Source organism: Streptomyces cupreus (genome assembly GCF_014257025.1).
GTDB classification, from domain to species: domain Bacteria; phylum Actinomycetota; class Actinomycetes; order Streptomycetales; family Streptomycetaceae; genus Streptomyces; species Streptomyces cupreus.
Genome location: NZ_JACMSF010000100.1, coordinates 1 through 18,972 on the forward strand (window position 1 = coordinate 1; position 18,972 = coordinate 18,972).

The window sequence follows — 18,972 nt, forward strand, 5'->3', positions numbered from 1 at the left end:
TCGACGTCGTCCGGCAGATCGGCAGCCGACTCCTCCGGAGTGAGATCGGGCCGCAGCCGCAGCCAGGACGGCTGCCGCAACAGCCCGGCCCGGGTACGGGTGCTGAACCGCACCTCTCCGACCAGCCGCGGAACGACCCAGTGCGCACCCGGCACCACGGGCACCGGATCGAACGGGCATACGTCCGTCTCGGCGGCCCCCAGCAGCGCGCCGAGTTCCTCCCGTTCCTTCTGGCTCCAGCCGGTTCCCACCCCGCCGACGTACCGCAGACGCCCGCCCGCCCGCTGGCCCACCAGCAGCGCGCCCGGCAGGCCTGTGATCCGTCCCTTGCCGGGCAGCCAGCCGCCGACCACGACGTCCTCGCTGTGCATGTTGCGGATCTTGATCCAGGCCCGGGAGCGCACCCCGGGTTCGTACACGGAGTCGAGCCGCTTGCACACCAGGCCCTCCAGGCCGTGCTCCCGGGTGGCCCGCAGCGCCTGCTCGCCGTGGCCGACGAGGGCCGCGGGCGTCGACCAGAGCGGCCCGTCGAGGCCGAGCCCCTCCAACTGCTCACGGCGCCGCACATAGGGGAGCCGGAGCAAGGGGTGTCCGGCCAGGTGCATGACGTCGAACAGCACCAGGTGCACAGGCGCCTGAGCGGCCCTGCGCGTTGCCCTGGCCGGCGCGTGGGCGAGCCCCATCCGGGACTGGAGCAACTGGAAGTCGGCACGCCCCTGCTCGTCGAGGGCCAGCACCTCCCCGTCCAGGACCGCGGGCGTGGTGCCGAGTGCGTCGCCGAGCGGGCGCAGTTCGGGATAGGCGGCGGTGACCTCCTCCCCGGAACGGGCGCGCAGGACCAGGCCGCCGTCCCCGGTGAGATAGACCACCACCCGTTGGCCGTCCTGCTTGGTCTCGTAGGCCCAGCGGGCGTCCTGCGCGGCGGGCGGAAGAGTGCCGGGCGTGGCGAGCATCGGGGGGATCAGCGGCAGGCTCACGGGGCTCACGGGGCTCACGGGTGAGTTGTCGACGGGCGGGCAGCCCGGCACGCCCCCCGGCCTCGGGTTTCGCCTGAACGGCGGGGCGACCTTGTTGCGTAGGCTTCCGTTCCTGGAACAGCCGCGGTGGCCGAAGGGACCGGCCGGTGCGGGCGGATCGAGCAGTCCCGGTGTGGTGATGAGCATGGCAGGCAGGGCGGTCCGGGCGGAGCAGGTCGGCGCGACCCGGGAGCTGATCCTGACCGCCGCCGAGCGGCTGTACGCCGAGCGCGGGGTGTACGCGGTCTCCAACCGCCAGGCCGGCGAGGCCGCGGGACAGGGCAACAACACCGCCGTCGGCTACCACTTCGGCACCAGGACCGACCTGGTCCGCGCGATCGTCCGCAAGCACGCGGCCCCCATCGAGGAGATCAGGACCCGACTGGTCGAACGGGTCACCGGCTCCACGGATCTGCGCGACTGGGTGGACTGCCTGGTCCGGCCCGCTTTCGAGCACCTCTCCGCCCTCGGCAGCCCCACCTGGTACGCCCGCTTCTGCGCCCAGGTCATGACCGACCCCGCACTGCACCGGATCATGGTCGACGAGGCTCTAGGCTCCCCGGCGCTGCGCGAGATCGTCGACGGCCTGCGCCGGTGCCTGCCCGACCTGCTCGACGACGTCCGCGCGGAACGCGGCGACATGGCCCGACATCTGATCGTCCACATGACCTCCGAGCGCGAACGCGCCCTCGCCGAAGGCACCGCCACGCCCCGCACCGACTGGGCGGACGCCGCCACAGGGCTGGTCGACGCGCTCGTCGGGATGTGGCAGGCACCGGTGACCTCACGGGGCTGACCTCAGCTCGCCCGCACCCGCCGGCTGACCCTGCTGGGGATGGACCGATGCCATTCGTGGCGATGGCCGCCTCCTGTCACCGGCTCGGCGTTAACTTAATTGAGTTAGGCAACGAGATGGTAAAGTGGCTCGTATGCCCACCCCACCGCTCCCGGACGTCCCCGCCTCCGCCGAAGTGATCGAGATCGAGCGCGCCCTCACCCGCATCACCTACCTGAGCACCCGCGCCCGCCAGCACGAACGCCTGATGGCGCTCGCCGGTGTACCGCTGGACCGCGCCGCCGTGGCACTGCTGCGACAGGTCGCCGACACCGAGCCGCTGCGCCCGGGGGAACTGGCCACCCGCCTCGGAGTGGAGGCCTCGCACGTCACGCGCACCGTGCAGCAGCTGGAGAAGTCCGGCTACCTCTCCCGCGTCCCCGACCCGGACGACCGCCGCGCCCAGCGCATCGAGCTCACCGAGAACGGCCGCCGCGCCGTCGCCAGCGTCCGCGAGGCCGGAGCCCGGGGGATGCAGCTGGCGCTGGCCGACTGGAAGCCGGAGGAACTGCGGCAGCTCGCCACCCTGTTCCATCGCATGGTGGACGACTTCCTCGCACATGCCGTGGACGAGGAGCCGGAACAGCACACGGCCACCGCCTGACCGGAAGCCGCCCTTCTACGCTCCGGTAACATCGCCCGGCAGGCGGCCGATCGGGCCCGTACACCGGAGGGGTCACAAGTGAGCGCACGCGTGGGGATCGGGGACACGGTCGAGGACTTCGCCCTCCCCGACGAGACCGGCACCACCCGCCGACTGTCCGAACTGCTCACCGAGGGGCCGGTGGTGCTGTTCTTCTACCCCGCCGCCATGACCCCCGGCTGCACCGCGCAGGCCTGCCACTTCCGCGACCTGGCCGCCGAGTTCGCCGCCGTCGGCGCCCGGCCCGTCGGCGTCAGCGGTGATCCCGTCGAGCGCCAGCAGGAGTTCGCCGGACGGCACACGCTCGGCATGCCGCTGCTGTCCGACGCCGACGGCACGGTCCGTGAGCTGTTCGGCGTCAAGCGCGGTCTGTCGCTGGCCCCGACCAAGCGCACCACCTTCGTCATAGGGCAGGACCGCAAGGTGCTGGAGGTCGTGCGCAGCGAACTGCGCATGAACACCCACGCCGACCGGGCGCTGGAGGCGCTGCGCGGCCGCGACGCCTGAGTCGGGTGTTTCCCGGGGCGTGGTTGATGCGCCGCGCCCGCGGGACCATTCAGGACACTATGGAGCATGTCGCCGCGGCGGCGATCATAGACGCCGACGGCAGGGTGACGGGGTGGAGCGAAGGTGCCCGGACGCTGACCGGATACCCGGCAGAAGAGGTCGTGGGACGGCCGGCGGCCGACCTGCTCGCCGAGGAGGTGCCGTCCGAGGCGCTCGTTGCGCGGGCCGGGCGGATCGTCCTGCGCCACCGCGCCGAGGGCACCGTCGCCGTCACCGTGTCCGCCTGCCCGCTGCTCGGCCCCTACGGCTCCGAAGCGGGCTATGTGATCACCACCGAGCGGCCCCGCGAGGACCCGGAGGCCACACCGGCGGCACGCGCCTTCGAACAGGCCTCCATGTCCATGTCCGTCTTCGACACCGAGCAGCACTATCTACGGCTGAACGCGGCCGCCTGCCGGGTGATGGGCGTCCCCGAGGAGGCCCTGCTCGGCCGCCCCTACCCGGAGACCGTCGAGGACGCCGAGCACAGCCGCGGCTTCCACAGCAATCTGCGCCAGGTGGCCCGCACGGCCGGCCCGTCCGCTACGAGAGCTTCACGGGCGCGCCCGCCCTCAACCGCGAGCACGCCTGGAGCATCGAGATGTGGCCGGCGCGTGGCGACGACGGCGAGGTCGCCAGGGTCGCGCTCGCGGCCTTCGACAGCAGCGACCAGTACTGGGCCCGGCAGCGGCTGGCCCTCCTCAACGAGGCCGCCGCCTCCATCGGCACCACCCTGGACGTGGTCCGCACCGCGGAAGAACTCGTGGAACTCCTGGTCCCGCGCTACGCCGACTTCGCCGGCGTCGACCTCCTTGACTGGGTCCTCGGAGCCGACGAACTGCCCACCGTGGCGGACGGCGACATCGTCCTGCGCCGTGTCGCCCACGCCTCCGCCCACTAGGGCACCCCCGAGGCCGCCGTCCGCCTCGGCGAGGCCGACCTCTACCCCGCGTTCTCGCCTCCGGCCCGCGCCCTGCACCTCGGACGCGCCGTCCTCAACCAGGCCGGCGAGCCCGACTTCGTCCGCTGGGTCGCCGAGCGCAACGCCCGCGCCCCCGCCGGACAGTCGTACCGCACAGGCGCCCACTCGATGATCGCGGTGCCACTGCGGGCCCGCGGCACCACGCTGGGCGTCGTGGTGGGCGTACGGATCACGAATCCCGACGACTACGGCGCCGACGACACCGTCCTCGGGGAGGAGCCGGCCAGCCGGGCCGCCGTCTGCATCGACAACGCCCGCCGCTTCGCCCGCGAACGCAGTACCGCGCTCGCCCTCCAGCGCAGCCTGCTGCCCCGCGGGCTGCCCGGGCAGGTGGCGGTGGAGGTCGCCCACCGCTATCTGCCGTCCGATTCACCGGCCGGGATCGGCGGCGACTGGTTCGACGTCATCCCGCTCTCCGGCAACCGGGTCGGCCTGGTCGTCGGCGATGTCGTCGGCCACGGCATCCCGTCGTCGGCGACCATGGGACGGCTCTGCACGGCCGTACGCACGCTCGCGGACGTGGACCTGCCGCCCGACGAGCTGCTCACGCACCTCGACGACCTGGTCACCCACCTCGCCTCCGACGGCCACGACGACGAGGTCGCGGAACTCGGCGCCACCTGTCTCTACTCCGTCTACGACCCCGTCTCGCGCCACATCACGATGGCCGCCGCCGGCCATCCGCCGCCGGCTGTCATGCTGCCCGACGGCACCGCCCGCCTCGTCCCGCTGTCCGCCGGACCTCCGTTCGGTGTCGGCGGACTGCCCTTCCAGGCCGTCGAGTTGGAGCTGCCCGAAGGCGCGGTCGTCGCCCTGTACACGGACGGACTGATCGAGGAACGGGACCGCGACCTTCCTGGGCGTGGACCGCGTCGCCACCTGGGACGTGACCCCGGACCCGGTCGAGGTGGCGCACACCCGGCAGTCCGCCACCGAGCAACTGGCCGCCTGGGGCCTTGAGGAGGCCGCCTTCGTCACCGAACTGGTCGTCAGCGAACTGGTCACCAACGCCATCCGCTACGGCGAACCCCCCATCCAGCTCCGGCTGATCCGCGACCACAGCCTCATCTGCGAGGTCTGCGACGGCAGTTCCACCTCACCGCATCTGCGCCGGGCCCACGCCTTCGACGAGGGCGGCCGCGGACTTCTCCTGGTCGCCCACCTCACCCAGCGCTGGGGCAGTCGGCAGACGGGCCGCGGCAAGACGATCTGGGCGGAACAGCCGCTCCCACCGGGCTGATCACTGGAACGGGCAGCCCGGGTTCGGCGCGTCCTGCGAGAACGGCGCCCCGTGCGGCAGGACGTAGAGCACATCGAGGACGATGGCCGTGTCACCGAGGTTGCGCCCGATGTGCACGTTGCCCGGCCCGGCCGGCTCCTCGATGAAACTCCCCTTCGGATAGACGCCGTCGGAGGCGCAGGTGGAGTCGAAGTGACTGAGCGTGCCCTCCTGCACGAAGGCGTACAGCGGACCGTCGTGGTAGTGCCAGCCGGTGGCCTGACCGGGCGGAATGGTGATCTCCCGCAGGATGTAGTCGGTCCCGCCGACCGTCTTCTGGCTGATGGTCCGTCCGGTGACCCCGGGACCCGGGGGAGTTGCCTGGGCGGTTCCGGCACCGCCTGCGAAGAAGATGGCGGCGGCCACCGCCGCGGTGACGGCGGAGCGGAGCGCGAAGCGCATACGAGGGCCTCCCGGCCGAGAGCGGACAGCGTCGACTTCGCCGTGAACATACGGCCAGGGAACGCCTGTTGGGGACGGAACCCGAAGATCCGTATGTGCTCAGGCGGCCACCCGCCCCGAGGGCCGCTCCCGTACCACCTCGCCCGGCTCCTTGTCGTCCCGCAGCCCCAGATACCGGGGATGGCGCAGCATGCCGTCCCGCGTCCACTCGGTGAAGGCGATCTGCGCCACCAGCCGGGGCTCCGCCCACCGGGCACCCGCCTCCCGCACCGGCCCGTCGAACGGTGAGCCGGACCTGCGCAGCCGGTCCAGACGCTCGCGCAGGGCGAGCAGCGTGGCCCGGTCGAAACCGGTGCCGACCTTGCCCGCGTACCGCAACCGCCCGTCCTGGTGATACCCGAGCAGCAGCGCACCGAGCCCCACCCGGCTCCCGGCCGGTTCGGTGAAGCCGCCCACCACGAACTCCTGACCCTGGGAGCACTTGAGCTTCAGCCAGTCCGTCGACCGGCGCGGCTGGTAGTCGCCGTCGGCGCGCTTGGCGATCAACCCCTCCCAGCCCCGGGCGCAGGAGTCGGCCAGCAGCTCGGCACCGCCCTCGTTGCGATGGGGCGTCAGCCGCAGCGGCGCACCGAAGATCAGGGCGCGCCGCAGCAGCGACTTGCGGCTGCGCAACGGCAGCCTTGTGGTGTCCTGACCCTCCAGCCTGAGCACGTCGAACACGTAGTACGTCACAGCCACGCCGCTCGCCTCGACGTCCTGCCGCCGGGTCAGCCCCATGCGCTGCTGGAGACGGGAGAAGTCGGTCCGGCCCCGCGAGAACGCGACGATCTCGCCGTCGACGGTGAAGTCCGTGCACGACTGCCCGGCCAGGGCATCGACGATTTCCGGATATGTGGCGTTCAGCCGACGCCCCGAGCGGGACAGCAGCGCCACCCGCCCGCGCTCACGGACGGCCAGCACCCGGATCCCGTCCAGTTTCCGCTCGAAGAGCCAGTCCTCCGACGCGTCGGAGAAGTCCCGCCGCTCGCTCAGCGTGGCCATCATCGGCCGCGCGGCCAGCTCCGCGCCCGGACGCGCCGTGCGCAGCAGCGGGCGCTGCTCGTCGGGCAGGGCATCGAGCAGGCCGGTGGTCACCGCTCACTCCTGCCCGGCGGCGACCTGTGCGAGCGTACGCCCGGACGTCACCGACCTGGCGCGGCGCGGGTCAGGGGTGCCGTGCGGCCTTGCCCGGTCCCCTTTCGCCTTGACCAGCAGCCAGGCCTCGTCATCCCGGATCCGGGTCAGCGCGTACTCCCCGTGCAATTTCGAGCCGCTCAGCCGGAAGGTCGCGTGCCCGTGCTCGATCGACTCCCCGAAGTCGACGGGCCGCCCCTTGCGGTCGTGACTGAGCGGCTCGTACGTCCCGTGATCCCAGACGATCACGGTCCCGCCGCCGTACTCGCCCTCCGGAATGACCCCCTCGAACTCCTCGTACTCCAGCGGATGATCCTCGGTCGGCACCGCCAGCCGCTTGTCCTTGGGGTCGTCGGACGGGCCCTTGGGGATCGACCAGGACTTCAGTACATCGCCGACCTGCAACCGGAAGTCGAAGTGCAGGGTGCTCGCGTCATGGATCTGGACGACGAAGTGATGCTCTTCTTCGCCGGGGGCGCGGTCCTGGCCACGTGGCTCCTCGGTACGTGAGAAGTCACGTTTGTTGCGATACTTCCGTAGTCCCTCACTCACGAGCGCCGGGTACCCCGGTCGGCTCGGTACGCAACGCGGCTCGCGGATAGGGTGAGAGTGATCAACCGGCGGGGTGGCACAAGGGCGGCGGACGGCATGAGCGCAGGCGAGGAGAAGCAGGTGACGGGGTCCGCGCGGCCCACGTCGCGGGATGTCGCGCGGCTCGCCGGGGTGTCGCACACCGCCGTGTCCTTCGTCTTCAACGGGCGCGCCGAGGGCAACCTCTCGCCCGCCACCCAGGAACGCATCCGGCAGGCCGCCGCCCAGCTCGGCTACCGCCCCGACCCCGTCGCCCGAGGGCTCCGCCGCCGCCGTACCGCCGTGATCGGACTGGTCACCGACGAGATCGCCTCCTCGCCCTTCGCGGGCCGGCTGCTGCGCGGCGCCATGGAGACCGCCTGGGACAGCGACCACCTCGTCCTGACCATCGACTCCGGCGGCGACCCGGCCAAGGAGGACGCGGCGGTCGCCGAACTCCTCGACCGCCGCGTGGACGGCATCATCTACGCGGCCATGTCCCTGCGCCGCGTCCGCGTCCCCGAGGGCCTGCACCGCACCCACTCCGTCCTCGCCAACTGCCTGCCCGAGGACGACTCCCTGCCCGCCGTCATCCCGGCCGAGCGCGCGGGAGGGCGTACGGCGGCCCGGTTGCTGCTGGAACAGGGGCACCGCCGCGTCGCGCACATCGGCGGCCTCGACGACATCGCCTCCGTCGAGCGGCTGCGCGGCTTCCGGGACGCCCTGCGGGCGGAGGGGATCACCGTCCCCAAGGAGTGGGTCGCCCGCACCGGCGGCGAGATCTCCGGCGGCTACGAGGGCGCGCTGCGCATCCTCCAGGACGTCCCCGCCGACCGCCGCCCGACCGGCGTCTTCGCCTACAACGACCGGGTCGCGGCGGGCGTCCTGCACGCCGCGACCCGGCTCGGCATCACCGTCCCCGGCGACCTGTCGATCGTCGGCTACGACGACCAGGAGCACATGGCCGAGTTCCTCACCCCGCCCCTGACCAGCGTCGCGCTGCCGCACCGGGCGATGGGCGACGCGGCGGCACGCCTGCTCCTCGACACCATCGACACCGGCCGGACGCCGCCCGCGACCGTACGGCGCCTGGCCTGCCCGGTGATCAGCCGTGCGTCGGTGGGACCAGCTCCCAGCCGCTGACGGCCGCCGCGGCACCGGTGACGACCAACTCGGGCACATCGTCCGGCCGCCGGTAGACCCGCTCGGTGACCGTCGCCCGGTCACCGACGAACAGCTCGACCAGCGAACCGTCCACGAGGATCCGCACCTCACCGGCCGGCCCCCGCACGACGACCGGCGCCGACCCTTCCGGCCCTGTCCGGGGCCAGCCACCGCGGTCGAGCGTGACCGTGCCCTCGTCCGGGTCCAGCACCACCCTCAGCTCCGCTCCCGAGGCCGACCGCAGCAGACTCACGGTGGTCCGGCCCGATGCCGTGACGGTCAGGTCGTACGCCTCCGGGAGCGCGATACGCCCACCGGGTGCCGTGACGAACGGCTCGACCGCACGCAGCAGTTCGAGCTCCGGAGCCGGTACGACCCGCAGGGCACCGTCGGGATGCACATCCACCACCCGCGGCGCGGTCAGGACACCCGCCCACCCCGCGCGATCGACCTCGCTCTGCTCCCGAGCCTCCCAGGACCACCCCCACATCAGCGCCCGGTCCGGCTCCTGGAGCACGGCCGGCGCATAGAAGTCCCGCCCGTGGTCCAGCCGCCCTCCGGTGGTGGCCTCGAAGCGCAACCCGTCGTCGCCGTACGGCTGCAGACGGCCCGTCAGATACCCGGTGGAGCAAGGGTCGCCGTCCCACAGCGACACCACCAGAACCCACTCCCCGCCCGGCGTCCCGTACAGCTGCGGGCACTCCCAGCCGACGGCCTTGTCCCCGAACACGTCCACCGCGACCGGGTCGTTGCCGTCGAGCAGCACCCCGGCGAACCGCCAGTCGGCCAGGTCGTCACAGCCGTACAGCAGCACCGACGCGGTCCCGTCGGCGTGTCCCGCGCCGACCAGCGCCCAGCGCCGCTCCCCGCTGCGGAACACGAACGGGTCGCGGAACATCACCACATCCAGGCCGGCGGGCGGGCCGGTCACCACCGGCGTGGACAGCGGCCGCCAGTCGGTCAGCGTCTCGTCCTCAGGCATCAGCGCCCGCGCCAGGCAGATCGAGCCGAGGCCGGCGTGATGCCGGTCGATGCCCGTGTAGACGGCCGTCGGCACGCCGCCGTCGTCGACGACACAGCCCGACCAACAGCCCGCTTCGTCCGGGCCGCCGGGTGTCGGGGTGAGCGCGATCGGATGGTGCTCCCACTCGACGAGGTCGGCGCTGGAGACATGCCCCCAGTGGACGTTCGTGTGCACGGGGGCGGCCGGGTTGTACTGGTAGAAGAGGTGGTGTCGGCCCCGCCAACGGAAGGGCCCGTTCGGGTCGTTGATCCAGTTGGCGGGGGGACGGACCCTGAAGCGCGGGGCGTTCGGGTCCGTGGACTGAGCGGCGAGGCTCAACGGTTGACTCCTGCGGACGTGATGCCCTCACGCAGAGGGCGCTGGCCGACGACGAACACGGCGACGGCGGGGATCATGGAGAGGACGACACCGGCGAGCACCACCGAGATGGACCCGGTGCCGAGGTTGCCCTGGAGGGAGACCAGGCCGAGGGGGAGTGTGTAGTTCTGGCCCGAGGTTTCGAGGATCAGTGGGCGGAAGAACTCGTTCCAGTGGTAGTTGAAGGCCAGCACGCCGACGATCGCGAGCCCGGGCGCGGCCAGCGGGGCGTACACAGACCGGAAGATCCGCCAGGGTCCGCAGCCGTCCAGCATCGCCGCCTCGCCGAGGTCCTTGGGCATGCCGAGGAAGTACTGGCGCATCAGGAAGGTGCCGAAGGCGGTCGGGAAGGCCGGGACGATCAGACCGAGCAGGGTGTCGGTCAGTCCCATCGACTTCAGGACCAGGAACACCGGCACGATGGTGACCTGCAGCGGCACCATCATCGTCGCCAGCACCAGAGCGAACAGCGGCTTCTTGAACCGGAATTCGAGGCGTGCGAAGGCGTACCCGGCCAGACCGGCAGTGATCATCTGGCCCACCGCGATCAGCGCGGTCACCAGCGTCGAGTTCAGCGCGAGCAGCCAGACGTCGATCTGCTCGAAGACCCCGCGGTAGGACTCCACCGTGGGGCTCGTAGGGATGATCTTCGGCGGCAGGTCGAAGGACTCGGCCGGGGTGCGCAGCGACGTGGACACGGTCCACACGACGGGGCCGAGGGTCAGCAACGCGCACACCGTCAGGCCGGCGATCCGCGCCCAGGGCGCGAGCGTGTGCCGGGTACGGCTGAGGTTCATGGTGGCTTGGCTCATGGGACTCACCCGGCTCACTGGTAGTGGACGAAACGCCGGCTGAGCCGGAACTGGAGGGCGGTCACCGCCATGATCAGCACGAACAGCAGCACGCCCACCGCGGACGCCTCGCCGAAACGGAGCTGCTCGAACGCGCTCTCGTAGATGAACATCACGACGGTGCGGGTGGAGTCACCCGGACCGCCGTTGGTGAGGACGTAGGGCTGCTCGAAGACCTGGAGGGCGTTGATGATGCCGACCACCGAGGCGACCAGCAGCGTGGGCGACAGCAGCGGCAGCGTGACGGTGAGGTGCTTGCGCAGACCCGTCGCACCGTCCAGGGAGGCGGCTTCATGGATCTCCTTGGGGATGTTGTTGAGCCCCCCGACGAACAACAGGAAGGAGAAGCCGAACTGCTGCCAGACATAGACCAGGACGACCGCCGTCATCGCCCCGTTCTCCGAGGTCAGCCAGGGCACCGGCGCGATCCCGACCAGCCCGAGCAGCCAGTTCACGACGCCGAAGTCCTGGTTGAACAGGTACTTCATCACCACCGAGATCGACGCGGCGGACAGCACCAGCGGGAAGAAGAACGCCGACCGGAACACCGAGCGCAGCCACACCGGCATCCGCCCGTTCACCGCCAGCGCCAGCACCAGGGCGATCAGCAGTTGCAGCGCGACCGCGAACACCATGAACACGAGTGTGTTGCGGAAGGACACGAGCACGGTCGAATCCCCGAACACCTCACGGTAGTTGGCGGCCCCCGCGAAGCTCGGGTCGTCGATGACGTTCCAGTGGAACAGGCTCAGGACGATGGATCCGGCGATCGGTACGACGGTGAAGACCACGATGCCGACGATGGTCGGTGCCAGGAACAGCGCGGCCAGCAGCCGGCTGCCCCGGTCGCGGGCGGAGGGCCGGGGAGCGACCTCGGCGGGCGTCGCAGGGCGCGGTCGTACGGCCTGGATCTGGGTGTTCGTCATACGTCACGCTCCATGGCCTTCTCCAGGTCGCTCTGCATCCGGCGCAGCGCGGGAGCCACCGCGCGCCGGGAGGCCAGGGCCGTGCCGGTGTGCTTGAGCAGCACCTGCTCCACCTCGGCGACCTGCGGCGGTGCCGGGATCGGCCCGGTGTCGGGGAACTTGTCGAGGGTGTCGTAGAAGACCTGCCAGTGGTTCGGGCCGGTCTCCCGGTAGCGGTCGGCGGTCAGCATCGAGCGGCGCGCCGGGGTGGTCTGGTTGGTCTTGAACAGCCGCATCAGGGTGTCCTTGCGGGCGGCGTACTTGATGAACTCCCAGGCCTCCTCCTGGCGCTTGGAGGTGCGCAGCAGCGCGTAGCCGGCGGCGCCGAACTGCATGCGCTGGGTGCGCCAGCGCGGGAAGTACTGGACGTCGTAGTCCGTGGCCTTCATGCCGGCCAGGTGCAGACCGCCGGCCCAGAAGCCGCCCGCGGGGGTGACGCCGACCCGGCCGGTGGAGAACACGCCGACGAGGTTCTGGCCGTTGCCGCCCTCGGGGCGGGTGCACAGGTCCTCCTGGATGAGGGAGGCGAGATAGTCGTACGCCTCCTCCACGCGCGCGTCGGTCGCCTGCGGGGTCGTCCAGCGGAAGCCGCCACCGCGGCCCCGCCGTTCGGCGGCCGGGTAGAAGTCGTCCCACAGCCAGGCACCGCCCGGTGCCTTGGACTCGGAGAGGAGATTGGTGCCGTTGGCGAACAGCCAGGGGACGACGCCGCCCCACAGCCGGTTGGTCCAGAAGTACGGCGTGAACTGCGAGCCGCTGGACTTCTTCATGTCCCGCAGCAGCGCGGTGAAGTCGTCGCGGGTCCAGTCGGCGGCCGGGAAGCTCGCGCCCGCGCGCCCGAGCACCTGGTGGTTGAGGTACATGTCGGCCGCGTTGAACTCGACCGGCAGCTGGTAGAGGCTCCCCTCGTACATCATCGACTCCACCAGCGAGGGGTGGACGTCGGCGAAGTACTCGCGCAGCTCGGCCGCGTCCCGCTTCACCCACTTGTCCAGCGCCACCCCGAGACGCTGGGCGAAGAGCTGGACTCCCTCCGTGGCGACGTAGACCAGGTCCGGAGCGGTGCCCGCGGCGATCTGGGTGAGGATCTTGGCGAAGAAGTCCGACCAGTCGACGGCCTGCACCGCGTTGATCCGCAGTTTGATGTCGGGGTGGAGCTCCTTGAAGCCGTCCGTGAGCGTGCGGATGGCCTCGGGGCCGTAGGCGGGCCCGAGGGTGGCGACGACGAGCGAGTCGTCGTCGCGGCCGGGGATGTCGGCTCCGGTGAGCCGGTCCCAGGAGGCGGCGGTGCCGGCCAGGGCGGCGGCTCCCGCGCCGTAGGCGCCGTACCGCAGCAGCGTGCGGCGGGTGAGGTGCGAGTCGGTCATCGGGCAGGCCTAACTCGTGTTAGTCGAGCAGTGATGCCCCAGATGATGTGGAGCGTGTTTCGTCCCTGTCAAGAGTCGTGAACCTCTTGACCTTTAACGAGTTAGGTCCCACAGTCTGGTTCGTCACTAGGAGCCGCGACCCAGACGAAAGGCCGGGCGCTCAACGCATCGCATGGCACCCTCGCCAGGCCCGCCGATTGCTGTCACGATCTTGACGGGAACCGGCGGGGACGGGAGCCGGTGCTGACGACCGACGGAGCGCGCATGGCGAGGGACAGGGGCACCGCGGAGGGGATGGAGCGGGTCGCGGCGATCGAGGTGAAACCGGTCGCCGGGCACATCGGGGCGGAGATCACGGGCGTGGACCTGGCGGCCGACCTCGACGAGGCGGTGGTCGCCGCGATCAGGGCGGCGGTGCTGCGCTGGAAGGTGGTGTTCTTCCGGGACCAGCGCCTCGACCACGCCGGGCACGTGGCCTTCGCCCGCCGCTTCGGCTCACTGGTGGTCCTCCCGCGCCGCGGAAAGGCCTCGCCGCCGGACTTCCCGGAGGTGGAGACGACGGCGGACCGCCTGGAACTGGGCGGCCGTTTCGGCATGGACCACGACGAGTGGCTGCGCCGCCGACGGCACACCTTGCTGCGCGGCTGGCACTGCGACCACGGCGCCCGCGTCGACCCGCCCGCGGCCACGATCCTGCGCGCGGAGACGGTTCCGCCGTACGGCGGCGACACGACGTGGTCGAACCTGGCGGCGGCGTACGCCGGACTGTCGGCACCGATGAGGGAGTTCGTCTCCGGCCTGAGGGCGGAGCACCGCCTGGGCGTCGGCTACCAGCCCCGCCCCGGAGACGACGCGTACGTCCGCCACCTGCTCGACCACCAGGTGGCCACGCTCCACCCGCTGGTCCGGGTCCACCCGGAGACGGGGGAACGGATCCTCTACGTCAACGGCTACTACGTGGAACAGATCGCCGACCTCTCCCGAGCCGAGAGCCAGGCGCTCCTGGACCTCCTCCTGGACCAGGCGGTCCGCCCCGAGTACACGGTCCGCTTCCGCTGGGAACCGCGAAGCGTGGCCTTCTGGGACAACCGCGCGACGATCCATCTGGCGCCGAGCGACAACGCCCACCTTGATCATCCTCGGATCATGCACCGGGTGATGGTGGCCGGTGAGGTCCCGGTGGGGGTGGACGGGAAGGCGTCGGAGGCGATCGTGGGGAGTGAGGCGGGGCGGTGGTGAGGGGGCGTCTGCCCGATGCCCACCTGTCGGGGAAGCCCGTATGATCAGCGGCTCTGATCAGGGATTTCACAGCCGGGGGGTGTATGGCGAACGTCGTTGCCGGTTGGCCTGCGACCGCCGTGGCCGGCCGGTCCGGAACCCGAGCTGTGGTCTTTCCGTCTTCCCTGGGCGGGGAAACCCCACCCTGCCCTGTCCCCAACAACTAACAAATCGGCCGAAAATTGAGATACAGACCAACGCGCATATCCCCGCGAATAGATCGCGGAATCACGCTCTCCGTGTGGCGTCAACCACGCGCGAGACTCTGGGCCGTGGCAGGCGTCGTGGCTCTCGGATTCCTCATTGCGCTGGAGTTCGCCGCGCGCCGCTACGGCCTGCCAGGGCCGATCACCAACCAGACGCGAGAGGTGATATTCGCCCCCAAATCGGGCGGCCTGTTGTACGCCTCCATGGCGTTGATGATGGTGGTACTCACCTGGCGGCAACGATTCATCGCGGTGGGCGCCGCGATCGGTATCGACGTCGCCTTCTTGGCGGTCCGTTCGGCGCTCGACGCCAAGGTGACCGAAGGCCACCCCTTCGGTAATGGCGCGTTGTGGGTGATTCTGGGCTGTGCGGTCATCGCCGTAACTCGCCGCACCGGCAGCGAACGCGTCCTCCTGCTGAAGGGCGTCGGCCTGGCCCTGCTGCTGATGGCCGGCCGAAAGACCGGCGACACCTGGCTGTTCATCACCTCGAAGACGCGACCGTCGGTACTCGACCAGTACGTGGCGACGGCCGATCACGCGCTCGGCAACCCGTCCTGGCTGATAGGCCGGATCGTCGAGGCCACCGGCCCCATCGGCTTCAATGTCCTCGACTTCGTCTACGGCCAGCTCCCGGTGGCCGCGGTCGTCGTCGCGCTGTATCAATTCCGTGGCGTGGCGGTGCAGCGCCGCTTCCCACGCCACCACCTGGTGCGCACCTTCCTGGTGATAGGCCTCCTCGGACCGGCCTTCTACATGATCTACCCGGTGGTCGGACCGGTCTTCGCCTTCGGCACCGGCACCGAGCATTGGGCGGCGGTCAGCCTCTGGGCGCCGGAATCACCGCCCAGCGTGCAATGGGCGGTTGCCAACCTGTGGCCGCAGACCTTGCCGCCGCTCAGCCCCCCGCACCACATGCCGTTCGACGAGATCACCCCCCGGAACTGCATGCCCAGCCTGCACACGGCATGGGCAGTCGCGATCTTCATCCACACCCGGAAGGGCCCCCGAATCCTGCGCTACGCAGGGACGTTTTGGCTCATCGCCACACTCGCCGCAACGCTGGGATTCGGATACCACTACGGCGCGGACCTCATCGCCGGTGTGGTGTTCACGCTCACGATCGAGGCGGCACTGCGCACATTCGACCGAGGCTGGGACCGATCAGGCCTGTGGCTGGTCGCGTACAGCTCCGCGGTCTTCACTGCCCTCTTGCTGTCGTATCGCTGTCTGCCCCTGGAAATGGCCAGGCACCCATGGCTGTACGGCCCCCTTCTCCTGCTGGCGATGACCTCAGTGATCTACGGCTACGTACGGACCGTCGGACAGTGGGAACCGAAGGGGGAGCAGGCGCGAGCAACGGAACGGGAACTCGAACTGGTCTGAACCGTGTCACACCGAACAAACCCCAGGCTGCTGGCCTGGGGTTTTCATGTGGGGCGGGTGACTCCACGATGCTCGTCTCACGCTTCCTGCAACTCGATCCGCATCTGCGACCGGAAATTCTCGGCCAACTCCTGCATAGCGGCCAAGTCCTCGCCTTCCGCGGCTACTCGCCAGGCTTCGGCGAAGTCCCGCGCTTCATCGCTCCCGTACGCGTGCAAGGCAATTTCGGCCTCCGCACTCATCTCGACCCGCTTGCTCTTGGTCCAGTACTGCTCGACCTGTTCCAGCCTGCGGAACTTCCCCTGCTGCTTGTATCTCACGCGCCTGATGTCGAGATCGACTACGCGCATGGCGGCGAAGTAGGCATCGCGCCGCTCCTTTTGAAGACGGGCCCGCCGTTCAGCGGACTGGGCTTGATCGACCATCCGTTCCGCATGCTTGCGGCCCTGCGATCCGGCAAGCCACGTGAAGAACACACCCACGCCTCCAGAGACGCCAGCCGCTACGGGGGCAACCCACTCCCAAGCCATGAGTTCATGGTGCCGTGACGAGGCTTGAGCGACGGGGATTTGCAGTGACCCCGAATCGCCGTGGTCGCTTCTGCTGGGGACCGACGTCTCATCCGCGCTCTCGGAGGTACGCCTCCAGCTCGGCGGCGCCGGTCAGCATCGCCCGCCCACGGGCGGACAGCCGGCCGCGCCAGTCGCTCAGTGCGGCCTCCAGTGGCTCCAGCCCTCCGGCCGCCCGCACCTGGGCGATCAACGGCGCGATCTGCTCCAGCAGGTAGCCGCCCCGCCGGAGTTGGTGGGCCAGCCGGGCGTCGCGTACGTCGGCCTCGTCGTAGACGCGGTATCCGGTCAGGGGGTCGCGGCCAGGGCTCACCAGCCCGGCGCGCTCCCACTTGCGCAATGTCGCGGGCCCGATGCCGAGCTTCCCGGCCAAGGGCCCGATGAACGTGCCGCCAGGCTCGTCCACCTTGGTGGGCTCCAGGTCGCGGAGGGCGCTCTCCACGGCCTGGAGGGTCCGCCGGTCGTCGAGGAGCTGGGCGTGGCTCTCGTCGATGAGCCGGAACGCCTCCTCGGCCGCGCCCTCGTTCAGCGCCCGCATGACCGACGTCGCCGTCTGGTGGCCGTGGCCGGGAACGAGGGCGAGGAACGCGCGAAGCGCTGCCGCGTGCAGCGACGTATAGGTGCGGTAGCCGTGGGCTGTGCGGTCGGCGGCGGGAAGGATGCCGGCCTCCTCGTAGTTCCTGATCGCCTGCGTGGACAGACCGTGCCCGCGCGCGAGATCAACCGGCCGGAGCCTCTTACCGTTTTGAAGGTTTGCGCTCATGCTCCCGCCGATATCGCAGAAAAGTTTCAACGAAGGTTCAACGATACCGTTGAGGGCATGGCGACCGACATCAAGGACACCACGCATGCCGTCGAGGCTGCCGCCGTCATGAAGCTGCTCCCGACCCGACCCCGACTCCTCGCCCTGGGTGAGCCCACCCATGGCGAGGACGCCTTGCTCGTCCTGCGCAACGACCTCTTCCGGCAACTCGTCGAGCAGGAGGGCTACCGGACCATCGCGATCGAGAGCGACTGCCTGCTGGGCCTGGTCGTGGACGACCACGTCACCTCGGGCCGGGGCACGCTGGACGACGTCATGGAACACGGGTTCAGCCACGGGTTCGGCGCGTCAGCGGCCAACCGCGAACTGGTGCGCTGGATGCGCGCCTACAACGACGGCAGGCCCGCCTCCGACCGACTCCGCTTCGCCGGCCCACTGGAGATGACCGGCGCCGCGAGCCCCCGCCGGGCCCTCACCGCACTCCACGGCTACCTCGCGGCCCAGGTGGACCCGGACCTGCTCCCCTGCACCATGGAAACACTCGACGGCTTGCTCGGCACGGACGACCGTTGGACCAATCCCGCCACGATGATGGACCCGACCCAGTCGGTGGGACAGTCGGCCGAGGCCCGGGATCTCCGCCTGCTGGCCGACGACTTGGTGGCGCTGCTCGAAGCGGAGACACCACACCTGATCACGGCAACCTCGCGGGCCGACTGGGACCGGGCACGCCTGTACGGCCGCACCGCAACCGGCCTGCTGCGCTACCACCACTGGATGGCCGAGACGTCACCGGCTCGTATGACGCGCCTAGTTGGCCTACGGGCCCAGATGATGGCCGACAACCTCCTCGCGATTGCCGAGCGGGGCCCGGCATTGCTCTTCGCCCACAACGGGCACCTCCAGCGCCATAAGAGCACGATGCAGCTGGGCGACCTACGCCTGGAGTGGTGGAGCGCCGGCGGCCTGATGAGCGCCCACCTGGGCGCGGGGTACGCCTTCCTGGCCACGGCCCTTGGCACGATCCGGCACCAAGGAGTGGACACGCCGCCCCCGGATACGATTGAAGGCCTCATGTACGCACTCCCGGATAACCAGTACGTGGTCGACGCCCCGCGATTGGCCACGGCCATCGCCGATCAGCGGCCCACCCCCAGGGTGGCCCCCTGGTTCGGCTACTCCCCACTGGATCCGGCCCACGTGGCCGGGCTGGACGGAATCGTGTTCGTCAAGGACGTCCGGCAGAGCCAGCACTACCCGTGAGCGTGCGGCCGAGTCACTGCTCAGCGTCCTGCTCGACGATCCAGAGGAGCACGGCGGTATCAGCACCACCAAGGGCGACCACGCGGGTGCCGTGCAAGAGGACGCCCAGCCCGTGCTCCTCATCCCATGAGCAGGCGAACTCGAGCCCACGTTTAGGGCATGGCGTCCTTGGTCACTTGATGGACATAGAGGGCTTCGACGCTGATGAGTGCACTCAGGTCCGCGGCATTCTTGACGATGTGCAGATCCTCTGTCTCTAGATCCGGGTCAATACACCTAGTGTCCTGCGCCAGTAGTTGATCGTTAGTTGTTGTGTGACTTCTGCTGCTGGTA

General features: G+C 70.3%; 18 protein-coding genes and 2 pseudogenes. 8 read left to right on the forward strand and 12 right to left on the reverse strand.

What is annotated here, in order from left to right; genetic code table 11:
- A partial coding sequence (locus H4N64_RS41845; RefSeq protein WP_186287881.1) for an ATP-dependent DNA ligase occupies positions 1–977 on the reverse strand: 977 nt, incomplete at its 3' end.
- Between the two features lie 184 nt (positions 978–1,161).
- Between H4N64_RS41845 and H4N64_RS41850 the strand changes: the two genes are divergently transcribed.
- The 4 genes and pseudogenes from H4N64_RS41850 to H4N64_RS41865 all read left to right on the forward strand — a co-directional run bounded on the left by H4N64_RS41850 (position 1,162) and on the right by H4N64_RS41865 (position 5,262).
- Positions 1,162–1,812, forward strand: coding sequence for a TetR/AcrR family transcriptional regulator (locus H4N64_RS41850; protein WP_186287866.1), 651 nt, complete (start codon positions 1,162–1,164; stop codon positions 1,810–1,812).
- A 133-nt stretch (positions 1,813–1,945) separates the two neighbouring features.
- Complete coding sequence (locus tag H4N64_RS41855; RefSeq protein WP_186287867.1) at positions 1,946–2,455, forward strand: MarR family winged helix-turn-helix transcriptional regulator; 510 nt, start codon at positions 1,946–1,948, stop codon at positions 2,453–2,455.
- Between the two features lie 78 nt (positions 2,456–2,533).
- Positions 2,534–3,001, forward strand: coding sequence for a peroxiredoxin (locus H4N64_RS41860; protein WP_336246956.1), 468 nt, complete (start codon positions 2,534–2,536; stop codon positions 2,999–3,001).
- Positions 3,002–3,060: 59 nt separating this feature from the next.
- Positions 3,061–5,262, forward strand: a pseudogene (locus tag H4N64_RS41865) (ATP-binding SpoIIE family protein phosphatase).
- Here H4N64_RS41865 and H4N64_RS41870 read toward each other — a convergent pair.
- The 3 genes from H4N64_RS41870 to H4N64_RS41880 form a co-directional block, all read right to left on the reverse strand.
- Positions 5,263–5,703: a cupin domain-containing protein gene (locus H4N64_RS41870; RefSeq protein WP_186287868.1), complete on the reverse strand. Its 441-nt coding sequence runs from the start codon at positions 5,701–5,703 to the stop codon at positions 5,263–5,265.
- A 99-nt stretch (positions 5,704–5,802) separates the two neighbouring features.
- The gene (ligD, locus tag H4N64_RS41875; RefSeq protein WP_186287869.1) at positions 5,803–6,837 is read right to left on the reverse strand and encodes a non-homologous end-joining DNA ligase; all 1,035 of its coding nucleotides are present in this window, start codon (positions 6,835–6,837) and stop codon (positions 5,803–5,805) included.
- 3 nt (positions 6,838–6,840) lie between these two features.
- Positions 6,841–7,428 carry a DNA polymerase ligase N-terminal domain-containing protein gene (locus tag H4N64_RS41880; RefSeq protein WP_186287870.1) on the reverse strand — a complete coding sequence of 196 codons (588 nt, stop codon included), beginning with the start codon at positions 7,426–7,428 and terminating at the stop codon, positions 6,841–6,843.
- A gap of 96 nt (positions 7,429–7,524) precedes the next feature.
- Here H4N64_RS41880 and H4N64_RS41885 point away from each other — a divergent pair, with 96 nt between their 5' ends.
- Positions 7,525–8,589 (forward strand): LacI family DNA-binding transcriptional regulator, encoded by a 1,065-nt coding sequence (locus tag H4N64_RS41885; protein ID WP_186287871.1) that lies wholly within the window; start codon positions 7,525–7,527, stop codon positions 8,587–8,589.
- Here H4N64_RS41885 and H4N64_RS41890 read toward each other — a convergent pair.
- From H4N64_RS41890 to H4N64_RS41905, 4 genes are read right to left on the reverse strand one after another with little or no spacing between them, the layout of a single operon-like run.
- Positions 8,552–9,952 (reverse strand): glycoside hydrolase family 32 protein, encoded by a 1,401-nt coding sequence (locus H4N64_RS41890; RefSeq protein ID WP_186287872.1) that lies wholly within the window; start codon positions 9,950–9,952, stop codon positions 8,552–8,554. The two genes, H4N64_RS41885 and H4N64_RS41890, sit on opposite strands and share 38 nt — an antisense overlap.
- Positions 9,949–10,803, reverse strand: coding sequence for a carbohydrate ABC transporter permease (locus tag H4N64_RS41895; RefSeq protein WP_186287873.1), 855 nt, complete (start codon positions 10,801–10,803; stop codon positions 9,949–9,951). The genes H4N64_RS41890 and H4N64_RS41895 overlap by 4 nt, the downstream gene beginning before the upstream one ends.
- Positions 10,804–10,817: 14 nt before the next feature.
- Entirely contained in the window at positions 10,818–11,768 is a 951-nt protein-coding gene (locus H4N64_RS41900; protein WP_186287874.1) for a carbohydrate ABC transporter permease, read from the reverse strand.
- Entirely contained in the window at positions 11,765–13,174 is a 1,410-nt protein-coding gene (locus H4N64_RS41905) for an extracellular solute-binding protein (protein ID WP_186287875.1), read from the reverse strand. The genes H4N64_RS41900 and H4N64_RS41905 overlap by 4 nt, the downstream gene beginning before the upstream one ends.
- 264 nt (positions 13,175–13,438) lie before the next feature.
- On the opposite strand from H4N64_RS41905, the gene H4N64_RS41910 reads away from it, so the two are divergent.
- Together H4N64_RS41910 and H4N64_RS41915 are read left to right on the forward strand one after the other, a co-directional pair.
- Positions 13,439–14,413: a TauD/TfdA dioxygenase family protein gene (locus H4N64_RS41910; RefSeq protein ID WP_186287876.1), complete on the forward strand. Its 975-nt coding sequence runs from the start codon at positions 13,439–13,441 to the stop codon at positions 14,411–14,413.
- 278 nt (positions 14,414–14,691) lie between these two features.
- Positions 14,692–16,044, forward strand: coding sequence for a phosphatase PAP2 family protein (locus H4N64_RS41915; RefSeq protein WP_418896338.1), 1,353 nt, complete (start codon positions 14,692–14,694; stop codon positions 16,042–16,044).
- A gap of 77 nt (positions 16,045–16,121) precedes the next feature.
- Here the strand turns inward: H4N64_RS41915 and H4N64_RS41920 are convergent, their stop codons facing one another.
- Together H4N64_RS41920 and H4N64_RS41925 are read right to left on the reverse strand one after the other, a co-directional pair.
- Positions 16,122–16,526: a hypothetical protein gene (locus tag H4N64_RS41920; protein ID WP_186287878.1), complete on the reverse strand. Its 405-nt coding sequence runs from the start codon at positions 16,524–16,526 to the stop codon at positions 16,122–16,124.
- Positions 16,527–16,662: 136 nt separating this feature from the next.
- The gene (locus tag H4N64_RS41925) at positions 16,663–17,376 is read right to left on the reverse strand and encodes a TioE family transcriptional regulator (protein ID WP_186287879.1); all 714 of its coding nucleotides are present in this window, start codon (positions 17,374–17,376) and stop codon (positions 16,663–16,665) included.
- A gap of 57 nt (positions 17,377–17,433) precedes the next feature.
- Between H4N64_RS41925 and H4N64_RS41930 the strand changes: the two genes are divergently transcribed.
- Positions 17,434–18,639: an erythromycin esterase family protein gene (locus H4N64_RS41930; protein ID WP_186287880.1), complete on the forward strand. Its 1,206-nt coding sequence runs from the start codon at positions 17,434–17,436 to the stop codon at positions 18,637–18,639.
- Positions 18,640–18,652: 13 nt separating this feature from the next.
- Here H4N64_RS41930 and H4N64_RS47080 read toward each other — a convergent pair.
- Both H4N64_RS47080 and H4N64_RS44660 read right to left on the reverse strand, forming a co-directional pair.
- A pseudogene (locus H4N64_RS47080) lies at positions 18,653–18,775 on the reverse strand (DUF6985 domain-containing protein); the annotation flags it as partial.
- A gap of 16 nt (positions 18,776–18,791) precedes the next feature.
- Positions 18,792–18,972: hypothetical protein (locus H4N64_RS44660; protein ID WP_222110032.1), on the reverse strand; the 181-nt coding region annotated here is incomplete at its 5' end.

Coding starts and splice junctions, on each gene's coding strand:
- H4N64_RS41850 (WP_186287866.1), top strand. CDS start 1,162: ATGGCAGGCAGGGCGGTCCGGGCGGAGCAGGTCGGCGCGACCCGGGAG.
- H4N64_RS41855 (WP_186287867.1), top strand. CDS start 1,946: ATGCCCACCCCACCGCTCCCGGACGTCCCCGCCTCCGCCGAAGTGATC.
- H4N64_RS41870 (WP_186287868.1), bottom strand. CDS start 5,703: ATGCGCTTCGCGCTCCGCTCCGCCGTCACCGCGGCGGTGGCCGCCGCC.
- H4N64_RS41885 (WP_186287871.1), top strand. CDS start 7,525: ATGAGCGCAGGCGAGGAGAAGCAGGTGACGGGGTCCGCGCGGCCCACG.
- H4N64_RS41895 (WP_186287873.1), bottom strand. CDS start 10,803: ATGAGCCAAGCCACCATGAACCTCAGCCGTACCCGGCACACGCTCGCG.
- H4N64_RS41900 (WP_186287874.1), bottom strand. CDS start 11,768: ATGACGAACACCCAGATCCAGGCCGTACGACCGCGCCCTGCGACGCCC.
- H4N64_RS41905 (WP_186287875.1), bottom strand. CDS start 13,174: ATGACCGACTCGCACCTCACCCGCCGCACGCTGCTGCGGTACGGCGCC.
- H4N64_RS41910 (WP_186287876.1), top strand. CDS start 13,439: ATGGCGAGGGACAGGGGCACCGCGGAGGGGATGGAGCGGGTCGCGGCG.
- H4N64_RS41925 (WP_186287879.1), bottom strand. CDS start 17,376: ATGAGCGCAAACCTTCAAAACGGTAAGAGGCTCCGGCCGGTTGATCTC.
- H4N64_RS41930 (WP_186287880.1), top strand. CDS start 17,434: ATGGCGACCGACATCAAGGACACCACGCATGCCGTCGAGGCTGCCGCC.